Source organism: Streptomyces sp. SGAir0957 (assembly GCF_043523415.1).
Genome location: NZ_CP027293.1, coordinates 381,876 through 394,158 on the forward strand (window position 1 = coordinate 381,876; position 12,283 = coordinate 394,158).

At 69.7% G+C, this 12,283-nt stretch carries 12 protein-coding genes and 2 pseudogenes; 8 read left to right on the forward strand and 6 right to left on the reverse strand.

Features of this window, described 5'->3' with window-relative positions:
- The first annotated feature begins 100 nt into the window (after window positions 1–100).
- From C1N81_RS07120 to C1N81_RS07130, 3 genes and pseudogenes are all read left to right on the forward strand, one after another.
- Complete coding sequence (locus C1N81_RS07120) at window positions 101–1,381, forward strand: phospholipase D-like domain-containing protein (RefSeq protein WP_394427838.1); 1,281 nt, start codon at window positions 101–103, stop codon at window positions 1,379–1,381.
- 81 nt (window positions 1,382–1,462) lie between these two features.
- Window positions 1,463–1,522, forward strand: a pseudogene (locus C1N81_RS07125) (hypothetical protein); the annotation flags it as partial.
- A gap of 10 nt (window positions 1,523–1,532) precedes the next feature.
- Window positions 1,533–1,962: pseudogene (locus C1N81_RS07130) on the forward strand (transposase); the annotation flags it as partial.
- Between the two features lie 41 nt (window positions 1,963–2,003).
- On the opposite strand, the gene C1N81_RS07135 reads toward C1N81_RS07130, so the two are convergent.
- The 3 genes from C1N81_RS07135 to C1N81_RS07145 all read right to left on the reverse strand — a co-directional run bounded on the left by C1N81_RS07135 (window position 2,004) and on the right by C1N81_RS07145 (window position 4,204).
- Window positions 2,004–2,582 carry a hypothetical protein gene (locus tag C1N81_RS07135; RefSeq protein ID WP_394427840.1) on the reverse strand — a complete coding sequence of 193 codons (579 nt, stop codon included), beginning with the start codon at window positions 2,580–2,582 and terminating at the stop codon, window positions 2,004–2,006.
- A 200-nt stretch (window positions 2,583–2,782) separates the two neighbouring features.
- A complete protein-coding gene (locus C1N81_RS07140) occupies window positions 2,783–3,382 on the reverse strand; it encodes a hypothetical protein (RefSeq protein ID WP_394427841.1) in 600 nt (199 codons plus the stop codon).
- A 171-nt stretch (window positions 3,383–3,553) separates the two neighbouring features.
- Window positions 3,554–4,204 (reverse strand): HAD family hydrolase, encoded by a 651-nt coding sequence (locus C1N81_RS07145; protein WP_394427843.1) that lies wholly within the window; start codon window positions 4,202–4,204, stop codon window positions 3,554–3,556.
- A 257-nt stretch (window positions 4,205–4,461) separates the two neighbouring features.
- On the opposite strand from C1N81_RS07145, the gene C1N81_RS07150 reads away from it, so the two are divergent.
- Window positions 4,462–4,725 carry a hypothetical protein gene (locus C1N81_RS07150; RefSeq protein WP_394427845.1) on the forward strand — a complete coding sequence of 88 codons (264 nt, stop codon included), beginning with the start codon at window positions 4,462–4,464 and terminating at the stop codon, window positions 4,723–4,725.
- A 246-nt stretch (window positions 4,726–4,971) separates the two neighbouring features.
- Window positions 4,972–5,166: a hypothetical protein gene (locus C1N81_RS07155; RefSeq protein WP_394427846.1), complete on the forward strand. Its 195-nt coding sequence runs from the start codon at window positions 4,972–4,974 to the stop codon at window positions 5,164–5,166.
- Window positions 5,167–5,229: 63 nt separating this feature from the next.
- Here the strand turns inward: C1N81_RS07155 and C1N81_RS07160 are convergent, their stop codons facing one another.
- Together C1N81_RS07160 and C1N81_RS07165 are read right to left on the reverse strand one after the other, a co-directional pair.
- Window positions 5,230–5,934 carry a response regulator gene (locus C1N81_RS07160; RefSeq protein ID WP_394427848.1) on the reverse strand — a complete coding sequence of 235 codons (705 nt, stop codon included), beginning with the start codon at window positions 5,932–5,934 and terminating at the stop codon, window positions 5,230–5,232.
- The gene (locus tag C1N81_RS07165; protein ID WP_394427850.1) at window positions 5,931–7,370 is read right to left on the reverse strand and encodes a sensor histidine kinase; all 1,440 of its coding nucleotides are present in this window, start codon (window positions 7,368–7,370) and stop codon (window positions 5,931–5,933) included. Before C1N81_RS07165 ends, C1N81_RS07160 begins: the two co-directional genes overlap by 4 nt.
- A 268-nt stretch (window positions 7,371–7,638) precedes the next feature.
- On the opposite strand from C1N81_RS07165, the gene C1N81_RS07170 reads away from it, so the two are divergent.
- From C1N81_RS07170 to C1N81_RS07180, 3 genes are all read left to right on the forward strand, one after another.
- Window positions 7,639–8,334, forward strand: a complete 696-nt coding sequence (locus C1N81_RS07170) for an ABC transporter ATP-binding protein (RefSeq protein WP_394427852.1) — start codon at window positions 7,639–7,641, stop codon at window positions 8,332–8,334.
- The gene (locus C1N81_RS07175) at window positions 8,331–10,781 is read left to right on the forward strand and encodes an ABC transporter permease (protein ID WP_394427854.1); all 2,451 of its coding nucleotides are present in this window, start codon (window positions 8,331–8,333) and stop codon (window positions 10,779–10,781) included. Before C1N81_RS07170 ends, C1N81_RS07175 begins: the two co-directional genes overlap by 4 nt.
- A gap of 98 nt (window positions 10,782–10,879) precedes the next feature.
- Window positions 10,880–11,308 (forward strand): hypothetical protein, encoded by a 429-nt coding sequence (locus C1N81_RS07180; RefSeq protein WP_394427855.1) that lies wholly within the window; start codon window positions 10,880–10,882, stop codon window positions 11,306–11,308.
- Between the two features lie 116 nt (window positions 11,309–11,424).
- Here C1N81_RS07180 and C1N81_RS07185 read toward each other — a convergent pair whose 3' ends face one another.
- Window positions 11,425–12,171 carry a methyltransferase domain-containing protein gene (locus C1N81_RS07185; protein ID WP_394427856.1) on the reverse strand — a complete coding sequence of 249 codons (747 nt, stop codon included), beginning with the start codon at window positions 12,169–12,171 and terminating at the stop codon, window positions 11,425–11,427.
- Window positions 12,172–12,283 lie beyond the last annotated feature (112 nt).

Below are 12,283 nucleotides of genomic sequence, written 5' to 3' on the forward strand. Positions count from 1 at the left end.
GCATCCCGGCCGCCGACCGACCGTCCAGGGGCTCCCGGAACACCTCCGGGAGCCCCTGGCTCTTGTCTGCCTCCCCACCCATCCCCACCGAGGAGCCCGCATGTCCGGCGCCCCACACCGATTTGTCCGCCCCGTGATGCTCGCCGCGACAGCGCTGCTGCTCGCTTTATCCGTCCTGCTCGGCGGCACCGCCCCCGCGGCACGGGCGGCCACCGCCTCGACCGGCTGGGTCTTCAACCAGCCCGACGGGACCGTCGCGGAACAGCAGGCGATCCGGCTGCGGATCCTCGACCTGATCGCGGCCACCGCGCCGGGTGCGGACATCAAGGTCACCGTCTACCAGTTCTGGGACGCCGAAGTGGCGCGCGCCCTCGCCGCCGCGCACACCGAACGCCAGGTCGACGTGCAGGTCGTACTCGACCAGGGCAGCGTCAGCAGCAGGCCCGAGTCGACCACGTACAGCATTCTCGCCGCGGCCCTGGGCACCGACCGCAAGCAGCCCTCCTTCGTCGGCATGTGCCCGGAGAACAAGTCCTGCCTCGGCGAGCCCGCCCTCGGCGACTCCATCAACCACAACAAGTTCTGGCTCTTCTCCGACACCGGCGACCTCCAGGACGTGGTGGTGCAGTCCTCATCGAACTTCAGCACCGGCAGCTGGACCAAGATGTACAACGACGCCTACATCGCCGCCGATCCGGGCCTGCACGCCACCTACAGCGCGTACTTCGCCGAACTCGCCGGCATGGACTGGGACTCCTGGGCCTACTCCACCCAGCCGACCTCCGGCCCGTACAAGCCGTACTTCTTCCCCCGGGCCGGCACCACGGCGAGCACCGACACCGTGGTCGGTATCCTCGACAACATCAGCGGCTGCAAGTACACCGACGCCGACGGCGTCCAGCGCACCACCCAGATCCGCCTCGGCATGTTCCTGTTCACCCGCACCGCTGTCGCCGCCGAACTCGCCGAGCTGCGCGACCAGGGCTGCGGCGTGTCCATCGTCTACTCCTCGATGGGTACCACCGCCTGGAAGACGGTTCACTACAGCGGCGGCCCCGCCATCCGCTGCGAGAACCACGAGGACGACAGCGACCCGACGAACAGCCGCCGTCTCATCCACTCCAAGTTCCTGCTGATCGACGGTGCCTACCTGAACAAGCCGGACAAGCTGGTGTGGACCGGAAGCCACAACTACAGCAACCCGGCTCTCCGTCAGAACGACGAAGCGCTGCTGAAGATCGATGACGACGCGGCGCACGACGCGTACGCCGCCCGCTTCACCGCCATCTTCGACGCCGCGCAGCCAGGCGCCGCCGACGCCACCGCCGAGTGCAAGGGTTCCGTCGCCACCCGCGAACAGGGCACTCTGGCCGCACACTGACGCACTACATCCCTCCCCAAGGGCTCGGGCCAGCCCGGCGTCCCCGACGCGTTCGAGGCCGACGAGCGCTTCGGCGCCGCCACCGGCGACATCGACGGCGACGGACACCTCGACCTGAACATCGGTGCCCCCGGCGAAGACGACACCAGCTGCCACGCTGCACCGCGTGATGCTGGACCGGCTCGGCGGGAGTGGCGAGCCGGACTGGTCGCGCTGCGCGATCGACTCGGCCAGTGTCTGGGCTGTCAAAGGGGGGCCTGTCTGGACCGAATCCGACGGACCGCGGCAAACTCGGGTCGAGAATCCACGTCATCTGCGACCGCGACGGGCTGCCGATCTCGGTGGGCGTCTCCGGCGCCAACCTCCACGACAGCCAGGCTCTGATACCGCTGATGCGCGGCATCCCGCCGATCCGCTCCCGCTACGGGCCCCGGCGCCGCCGCCCGGCCAAACTCCACGCCGACAAGGGCTACGACTTCGACCACCTGCGCGGCTGGCTGCGCCGTCGACAGATCGTGCCACGCATCGCCCGCCGCGGCTTCGAGCCGTCCGGCGCCCTCATCTGCTACCGCCGACTCATCCGATGAGGCGCACCCTCTCAGGGTTCAGCGCCAGGAGCGATCTACCAGTGGTGCCAGACCTCGGCGGGAGTGATGTCCCAGGAAGTACCCGCGATCTCTCCCGTGTTGACGAACGATGCCCAGCTCAGGACCGTATCGCCAGCGCGCTGTCCGCCCCGATCGAACTCGAAGTCCGGCCAGCACAGGTCGCCCGTGAGGCAAAACGAGATGCTTAGGCCACGTTCATCAGCGCGCGCCTCCATCTCCGCGTCCAGCTCCGACGGCACACGGCCGATCAGGCGGATCCCCTCGCAGATGACCTGGGGACCGCGCAGCCCATCGACGAGCACGCAGGTCAAGCCCACGCCTTCAACGAAATAGCACTTCACAGCAGAGCGATGCTTGTCCGACTCAACCCTGCGAAACTCGACGCGCCACTGGGCCCGCTGCGGATTCCACCGCTCAATCTCACGCTCCTCGGCAGCGAAGCCATGCCCCGCCATGATCGCTACCGCCTCATGTCGATCGTCTCCGAATCTCAGCGGCCCCACCGTCTGGCGGGGAACGTAGTTCCACTGCTCCCGCTCCGAGTCCGCGAGCACCGCCCAATAGCCCATGTCCATCGACGCATGATCGTCCACACAGCGCTGCCGACACAATCTGACCGAGGGAGGGACTAGCAGAAGCGCCCAGCTCCACGAACCCGCTCGACTTTCTATCGCAGGCAATCGAGACGAGGTCCAAGAAAACCTTCGCGGCTGCGCGGCTAAGGACCAAGGTCATCAAGTGGAGCCAGTTCCCGCGCGGTCGCCCCGGTGGCGGATTTCGAGCGCCCGTCGGCTCACATCGTCGAGTCGTCCCACGTCGCCACAAGTGCCTGCCTGCTCGGGAATCGGGGTCCACCGATTGCCTCGTTGACGGTTTGCCCGTTGAGCGAGCACACGTACTCGGGGGCACCGTCGCCGGTGTCGAAGAGGCAGCACACTGCGCCGCTGGCGGCGGCGAGGTCGGTGAACGCCTTCCTGGCGTTCGCCGACCGTGCGAACAAGCGGCTCATCCTCGACGTCGCGGGCCAGCAATACACCGACGCGTAAACCGGGTCGAAGAAGGACTGGAACCGGACCTCGACGTAGATGTACCCGAGCCGTAGACGACCGTCCGTCTCAAGGTCAGGGCCGTCCGTCCGCGAGAACTCACGCAGGACGTCATCCACGTCGAACACGAGGACCGTGTCGAGTTCGAACTCGCTGCCTGTCGAGCAATCGACCGGATCACTCTTGAACCTGGACGTAAACGGGAGGACGATACGTTCTCCGCCAGGCAAGATGACCTCAAGCGGCGACACGTCGCGTTCCGGTGGCGCCAGCGCGGCCAGATTGGTCAACACCCTGGCGATATTGCGCGGACGCAGATACATGTCATAGCTGTAGTCGAGCCCCATGTGTCCCCCGTCCGCGATTCATGCGCACCTTCTCACGCCGGGGCTCTCGATCGCCTCCCTTTATCGCCATCCCCGCACGCCACCGCGTTCCGGGATATAACTGGGCGCTGCGCCGTGCAGCCCATTGCCAGTTGTCGTTTACCGAACGGGGCGGCAAGGCAACGGTGGCCGTCATCTCGCTGTGCCGATGACGTAGTTGATTGCGCTTGCGACATTCTGCACAGCATGGGTGGGACGGAAGGAACTCCGTTTCCATGGCTGCCCGTTCGACACCCACACGCTTCGAAGCCCGAGGGCATCTGCGCCGGCGATGTCAGCATGCGGTGAATCGCCGATGACGCAGGCACCGGCGAGAGGCATTCCGACGGTGTTCGCGGCAGCATGGAAGATCTCCGGCTCGGGCTTCTTGTGGCCAACTGCCTCGGAGATCACCCAGCCATGGACGAGTTGGTCGAGCCCGGCATGGCGGATCTTGTCCTCTTGCTGACTGGTACGGCCGTTGGTGACGATGACGCTGGTCCAGCCCTCAGTTCGGGCTCTCATCAGTGCCGTGCGAGTGGAGTTCGTGAGCGCGACGCGATCGGCCGCGCCGTGGTCGAGCAATGTTTGAATGGTTTCGGCGGGCACCCTGCTCCGGTATCGGTCGCTCATGGCCGTGGCAACGTCGTCGCGGGCGGCATAGCCACCGGCGTCCTTCGTCATCACCCATGTGAGGTCGGTATCGGGCAGGCCGTGCTCGGCGAGGAATGCCGCGACAGCGGTTCGGAAGGCAGCGTCGCGGTCGACCAGGGTGTTGTCGAGATCCAGCAGCAGCAACGGCATGCGAGGCAGTAGAACATGAGCAGCATCGCGGCAATCTCAGGGCGGGCGGATCTCGTGGCCGGAAGCTGGTCTGCAACAAGACCGAATCTTCCGATTCACCCCCTCTCGTCTTCGTTGCGCACAGACCCGCCCCCGCTCAGTCACAGCAGCACCAGACATAATCCGTGCGAGGAGATAGGAGTCGGCGGATGCAACAGGACTGGCCAGAAGGGCCGTACGCCGACTCCGGCGCGGCGAGGGAGCGTTATGACGCCGATATGAGGGCGACGCGAGACGTCGGCCGCGAAGCGCTTCGTGTCGACGTACGGGTCGCACATATCGGCTTCGTCCTCACCGCCGTCGCCATCACCGGCATCAGCGTCGCCTGGTCACTCAAGATCGGTGCTGTCATCGCCGCCGTCTTCGCCGTCTGGTTCCTCGTCGCCCTGGGCATTGCCCTCCTGGCAGGCAACCGAGGCCGCAACGCCATCCGTGGTGCCTACAAAGCCACCTTCTGGTGGGCCGACTGGATCAACTTCTGAACGGAACTGGACCCGCACACGACCTGCGGGCCGGACCGTCATGAAGGAACGGCCGTGGCACGGCCCCTGCCCGTACCCTGTCGGCTGGTCACCGACATTGTTACGTGACCAACGACGCTAGGCCGCGGGCCCGAATGCGGGTGCGGTCGGCGGCGTTGCGCCCGGCCTGGTCCAGCCGGTGCGCGGTCCGCCTGCTGAGTAGCAGGTTTGGGCTTGCGACTTGGCAGGCGCGCGGCAGTCGGTCGGATGCTGCTCGCCGAAGCCGGCGAGCAGCTTCGAGGTGTGCCGAAGAACTGGCCGGCCGGGGTGGTCGATCCGGCGATCGCGGCAGCCGCGCACCTCAGCGACACCGACAAGTACTCGCGCTACCCGTCACTGCGGGCCCGCATGCGTCATCAGCGAACGCAGCAGCACTCACCGGGTCCGGCGGAGGCCTCTTGAGGCGGGGCGGGGCGGGGCAGGGCGGGGCAGGGCGGGGCAGGGCGGGGCAGGGCGTGCGCGCCTTCAGGCCTCCGGCACCGATGGTGTTTCCTGGTCGATGTCACGATCCCCCGCCGTGACCAAGCCGGTTTCGTAGGCGGTGACGACGGCCTGGACGCGGTCGCGGAGTCGGAGTTTGGCCAGGACGCGGGTGACGTGCGTCTTGACGGTGGTCTCGGCGAGGTGGAGGCGGGCGGCGAGCTCGGCGTTGCTGAGGCCTTGCGCGAGCAGGCGCAGTACGTCGAGTTCGCGTGGGGTCAGGGTGGCCAGGTCGCGGTGGGCGGTGGTGGTTCGCGCGTCGCGGGTGGCATGGCGTTCGACCAGGCGGCGGGTGATGGCCGGGGCGAGGAGCGCGTCGCCGGTGCGGATCAGGCGGACGGCCGCGCTGAGATGTTCCGGTGTGACGTCCTTGAGGAGGAAACCGCTGGCGCCTGCGGACAGCGCCGCGTACACGAGGTGGTCGAGGTCGAAGGTGGTCAGGATGATCACCCGGGGCTCGCCGGGGGCGCCGGTGAGGATGCGGCGGGTGGCCTCCAGACCGTCGAGGTGGGGCATCCGTATGTCCATGAGAACGACGTCAGGGCGGGTGCGGCGTACGGCCTCGATGGCCTCGTTGCCATCGGCGGCCTCGGCGACGACGTCGATGCCGTCGGCGGTCAGGATCATGCGGAAGCCGGTGCGTACGAGGGCTTGGTCGTCGGCGACGACGACGCGGAGCGGGGCGGTCACGAGCTCTCCGTACGGGTCAGGGGGATGAGGGCTTCGATGCGGTAGCCGCCCTCGGGGCGTGGGGCGTTGTGCAGGGTGCCACCGTAGACGGCAAGTCGTTCGCGCAGCCCGATGAGACCGTGGCCGTGGCCGGTCGCGGACGAGGCGCTGGGGGTGCCTGCGGTGTTGGTGACCTCGATGCGCAGGACCTCGGGGGCGTGGTCGACGGTCACGGTCGCGGTGGCGCCGGAGGCGTGTTTGACGGTGTTGGTGAGGGCTTCCTGGACGACCCGGTAGGCGGCCAGGCCGATTCCGGACGGTGTCGGGGCGGGTGGTCCGTGGACGGTGAGGGTGACGTCGAGTCCGGTGTCGCGCACGCCGCCGACCAGGTCGGGGATGCGGTCCAGGCCGGGCTGCGGTGCCAGGTCCGGGGTGGTCGCCGGTCCGGAGCCCGCGGTGGTCGCCGGTCCGGACCCCGCGGTGGTCGCCGGTCCGGACCCCGCGGTGGTCGCCGGTTCTGAGCCCGCGGTGTTCATGGTGAGCAGGCCCATGGCGTGCCGGAGTTCGGTCATGGCCGCGCGGCCGCCGGCCTCGACGGCGAGCAGCGCTTCGCGGGCCTGGTCGGGCGAGGCATCCATGACCTTGCGGGCGGCGCCGGCCTGAATGGTCATCATGCTGACGTTGTGCGTGACCACGTCGTGGAGTTCGGCGGCGATGCGGGTACGTTCGCGTTCGGCGGCCCGGCGCAGTTCCGCGGCCCGTTCACGTTCGAGTGCGGCGAGCCGCTCGCGGCTGGTGTCGGCGCGCAGCCGCCAGCCGCGCAGGCCGTCGGCGGCGAAGACGAGGGGGATGAGGACCCACAGCGCCACGTATTTGTCGGGGATGATGGGCAGTTCGGTGTTCCCGGTGGTGCTGAACACCGTGATGGCGACCGGCAGGCTGGTCAGGGTTGCGGCTCGGTAGGGGCTGTAGGCGGCGGCGCTGTACGCGGCGATGATGCCTTGGTAGATGACCAGGCGTGACGGCGCGTCCTGCGCGAACAGCCCGGCGGCGGCCGTCACCAGCCAGAGCACGGCCAGCGGGTAGCGGCGGCGCAGCGCAAGGGCGGCCGAGGTGACGAGGGCGATGACGACCCAGCCCACCCAGCGGTGGGAGCCGGTCGGCTCGACCACCACGGCCACACCGTCGACGACCCCGACGACATGGGTGCCGCCCGGGGCGTCCGCCGCGTAGAAGGTCATGGTGGCCGCGACGACGGCCGCGAGGGCGACATCGAAGAGGAGGCTGGGGCGGCCCGGGCGCGGCAGCGGACCGGTGGCGCGCCACAGCGCCGAAGTCGCGCGCGCCCGCAACTCTGACGGGCGCGCTGTCACGCAGGACGCGCCTGTCAGGCGCTTCAGCCGGGCGGACAGCAGGGCCCGCCGGTCCGAGCGGCTCGCTGACGGTACGTAGGACACGCGGCTCATTGTGATGGACGGCAGACGCGCGTCGCGTCGCTCCCAGGGCCCATGTGAGGTACTCCTGCCGACTACTTCTCAGGGAGGAGACGGCGCGAGGTGGCTCCACGGCAGTACGGAAAGGGGTTCCGGCGGACGAGGCGGATGCGGCGTCGATCCACCTAGCGTCCAGCGGGCCGGTTCCGGGAGGCCCTGACTCGGGGGCCCTGTGCCCTCGACCACGGGGCGGTCGGACCGGTGTCCGTCGTCGAGTTTGGGGAGTACGTACATGACCACGTCCGTGATCGAGGTGCGCGGTGTGAGCCGCAGATACGACGAGGGACCGCCGGCCCTGCACAACGCCTCGCTGACGGTGACGGCGGGCGAGAGCGTGGCGCTCCTCGGCCCGTCGGGCAGCGGCAAGTCCACCCTGCTCAACCTGCTCGCGGGGCTCGACAGGCCGGACGACGGGACGGTCACGGTCGACGGAACACGGGTGGACCGGCTGAGCGAAGCCGCCGCGGCGCGCTACCGGCGGGCCAAGGTCGGCATGGTCTTCCAGTTCTTCCATCTCCTGGACGACCTGAGCGTCGCCGACAACGTGCTGCTTCCGGCACAGCTGGCGGGGACGCTCACGCGTGCCGAGGCCCGGCGACGCGCCAGCGGCCTCCTGGAGCGGCTCGGAATCGACCGGCATGCTCGCGCCTACCCCGGACGTCTCTCCGGCGGCGAACGCCAACGAGTCGCGGTGGCACGCGCGTTGATGAACCGGCCGCCGTTGTTGCTGGCCGACGAACCGACGGGAGCACTGGACAGCGCCTCCGGCGAGGACGTCGGCCGGCTGTTCACCGAACTGAACCAAGACGGCCAGACGGTCGTCCTGGTGACACATGACCTCGCGCTGGCACAGGCGTGTGCGACCCGGACCGTACGGATCGCTGACGGCAGGATCGCCGCACACCAGGCGAAGGAGCCGGTGCGATGAGTTCCCTGCGCATGCGCCCCGCGTCCGCGCACGAGGAGGGCCCGAAGCGGAAGGGCCGTGCGGGCGGCGCGCTCGGACGGGTGGTGCGGTCGGGGGCGGGACGCCGCCGTGCGCAGTCGTCGGTGATCGCGCTGGCCACGATGGCGGCGGTGGCGGCGGCCCTGCTCGGCGGGTCCCTCCTGACTGCTTCCAAGGCACCCTTCGCCGACGCTTTTGCCCGGCAACGAGGTGCTCATCTGTCCGTGCACTTCGAGGCGGACACCGTCGCGCGGGAGCAACTCGCCCGCACCGCCCGTGCCGCCGGGGTCAGCGCGGCGTCGGGGCCGTTCCGTACGGTTTCCGCGGTTCCGCGGACGGACGAGGGCCGGGATCTGTCGCCGATGGCGATCGTCGGCCGTAGCCGTCCCGGCGGGAAGGTCGACGCTCTTGCCATGACCGCGGGGCGCTGGGCCGAACGTCCCGGTGAGATCGTGCTCTCCGCCGGTGATGGGCTCTTCGCGGAACCCGGTCAGCGGCTCACCTTCCACGCTCTGCCCGGCGGTCCGTCCCTGACCGTCGTCGGGGTGGCACGCTCCGCGACCCGTACCGCCGACGCCTGGGTGGCACCCGCCCAACTGGCCGCGCTGACAACCCGGGCCTCGCCCGGCGGCTACCAGATGCTGTACCGCCTGACCACCGCCGACACGGCCGCGCACGTGTCCGCGGGGCGCGACGCGGTGACGGGGCGTCTCCCCGAAGGCGCGGTGAGCGGATCACAGTCCTGGCTGACCGTGCGCCAGAACGCCGAACGCGACATCGCCCTGTTCGTGCCGTTCCTCCTCGCGTTCGGGATGCTCGGCCTGGTCATGTCCGTGCTGATCGTCGCTCATGTGGTGACCGCCGCGGTCGGCACAGGACAACGACGCATCGGCATCCTCAAAGCGGTCGGTTTCACCCCCGGCCAGGTCATGCGGGCCTACGTGGGACAAGCGCTGATCCCCACGGCCATCGGCGCCGCGCTCGGTGTCGTCGCCGGTCATCTGTTGATGATCCCGATCCTGTCGGAGGCCGCCGGCGCCTACGGCGTGGCTCCGTCCGGCGCCGCGCCCGGGGTGGACGTCACAGTTGTCGCGGGAACGCTGGTCCTGGTCGCCGCGACGGCGTGGGCCGGTTCCTGGCGGGCCGGGCGTCTGCGCACCGTCGACGCGCTGTCTCTCGGACACGGGCCCGTCTCGGCGCGCGGCCGGTGGGCGGCGCGCCTGGCCGCACGTGTCCCCCTGCCCCGGCCCGTCGGCCTGGGCCTGGCACGTCCCTTCGCCCGGCCCGCCCGCACGGCCGCGATGATGGCCGCCGTGGTGTTCGGCACAGCCGCCGTCACCTTCGCCGTCGGTCTGAGCTTCTCGCTCGGCGAAGTGACGAAGGCCCGCGCGCACGACGTCGCGGACGTGACCATCGAGCCGCATGCCCCGCCCGCCGACGCCCCGCCGGGACCCGACCCGGCGGCCGAGGCGAAGGCCCGCGCGGCGGCCGACGCCCTGGCCGAGGCGGACCCCGCAGCGCTCGACACAGCGATCGAGGAGCAACCGGGAACGCGCGCACACTACGGCCAAGCGACCGGCCAGGCGACCATCGCGGGCGTCAGCGGCTCCACCGACGTCATCGCCTTCGACGGCGACGCCTCCTGGGCCGGCTACGCGCTCGTCACCGGCCGCTGGATGGACAGGCCCGGGGAGGCGGTGGTCCCCCTTCCGTTCCTGACCGCCACCGGCGCCGCCATCGACGACACGGTGACCCTCTACCGCCAAGGCGCACATGTCACCGTCCGCATCGTCGGCACCGTCCTGGACACCCGCAACCAGGGCATGGAGGTCTTCACCGACCTCGCCACCATCACCGCGGCCGGCATCGACCTGAAGCCGACCGGCCACTACATCGCCCTGCGTCCCGGCACCGACCGCACCGGCTACCTCCACACACTCAACACCGCCCTGGAGCCACTGCATCTGACCGCCGATGTTCCGCGCCCCCCGAACGGCGGCGATCAGGCCGTCGCCCTCGACTTCCTGACCGCGTTGCTCACCGCTCTCCTCGTCACCGTTGCCGCGCTCGGCGTCCTCAACGGGGTGCTTCTGGACACCCGTGAACGCGCGCTCGAGATGGGCATCCAGAAGGCTCTCGGCATGACCCCGCGCCAGACCGTCACCACGATCGTCACGTCGGTCGTACTCACGGGCCTGGCCGGCGGCGCCCTGGGAGTGCCCCTCGGTCTGGCCCTGCACCACCTCATCGTGCCCGCCATGGGCGACCGTGCGGGTATCGGGATTCCCGCCTCGGTCATGAACGTCTATCAGCCGGCCGGTCTGGGCGTCCTCGTCCTCGGTGGTCTGCTCATCGCCGTTCTCGGCGCGCTGCTGCCAGCCGTCCGACTGGCCGGAACACGCACCGCTACGGCCCTGCGCGCGGAGTGACTGCGCGTCAGGTGTGGAGCCCAACCAGGCGCAGGCGGACCGGTGTTCATGTCGCCCCTCGCGCCGCACGCACGCTTCAAGTGCGTCACACTGGCGCTATGACGGAGTCGGGTGAGGGTGCGACGCGGGAGGGGCACGGGCGGCAGGGCAGTGTCGTCGCTCCGCTGGTATGGGCGGCCTTGTTGTTGGCACCGTTGCTGGTCGGGCTCTTCGTTGCCGCGACAGACGCGGCGCACCATCCGGATCCGGTCAACTGGCAGTACAACCATGCCCGCAAGGTCGCGCTGGAGAACGCAGGGCGCCTGCTCGTCGGAGCGCCGGTCGTGGGAGCCCTTCTCGGGGCCGGGCTCGCGGCCGTGTGGGGGTGGTGCACGCAACGCAGCATCACCTTGACGGTGCTGATGGAACGGCGGTCACGGCCTGGGCTCTACGCGGCGCGTGGCACGCTGCTGGGGACGGTGGGCCTGTATGTCTATGCCGGGGTTCAGTTCTACATCGGGCTGCAGCACGTCTACATCCCTTGGTGAGGTGCCGCGTCAGGACGCCGCCCCCGCCCGCACGTACCGCCCGCGCGACGCGGTGATGACGTCGCCAGTGCGGGGCCCGGGTGTGGTGGCGCCCGGGCCCCGCACGGGACGGGTTGTCAGCGCTTCATGAGGGCGAAGACACCCCAGCCGAGGTATTCACGCCCGTAGCGCGCGTAGAGGGCGGGCTCGGTGGTGAGTTCTTCCCTTACCTCGGGGGCGAGTTCGTCGTCCGGGTTCTGGTCGAGCCAGCGGCGCATACTGAGCCACTGGGCCGCGGCGTAGCGGTCCCAGCTGTCCTGGTCGGCCAGCAGCATTTCGACGACGTCGTACCCGAGTTCCCGGAACCGCTCGATCAGTTCCGGGAGGTGCAGGAAGTCGGCGACGGCGTTGGCATGGCACGCCTTGGCGACCTTGTCGTCGGGCGGGGTCTGCCGCCAGTACGGTTCGCCGATCAGCATCAGTCCTCCGGGGCGCAGGCTGCGCTGGAGCAGTTCGGTCGTTCCGGCGACGCCGTCGCCGATCCAGGTGGCGCCGAGGCAGGTAGCCAGATCGACCGGCTGGTCGGCGACATGGCCGGCGGCGTCACCGTGGAGGAACTCGACCCGGTCGGCGACGCCGAGTTCGGCGGCGCGGGCCCGGGCCTGCTCGGTGAAGAGCGTGCTGATGTCCACCCCGGTGCCCGTGAAGCCCAGGTCGCGGGCCCAGGTGCACAGCATCTCGCCCGAGCCGCTGGCCAGGTCGAGCACCCTTGTTCCGGGGGCGAGGTGGAGGGCACGGCCCAGGGCGGCGAGCTTGTCCGCGGTCAGCGGGTTGTGGATGCGGTGGTTGCTCTCGCGGATGGTGAAGATGCGAGGGAGGTCCATGACCTGCTTCCTTTTCGTCGTGCCTTGAAGTGAGGGGGTTGCTTGAGGGTGCGCGCCGGGCGCGTTGTCTACGGCGACGATCTGTTCCCGGGCTGCGCCGGCCTCGTGCCGG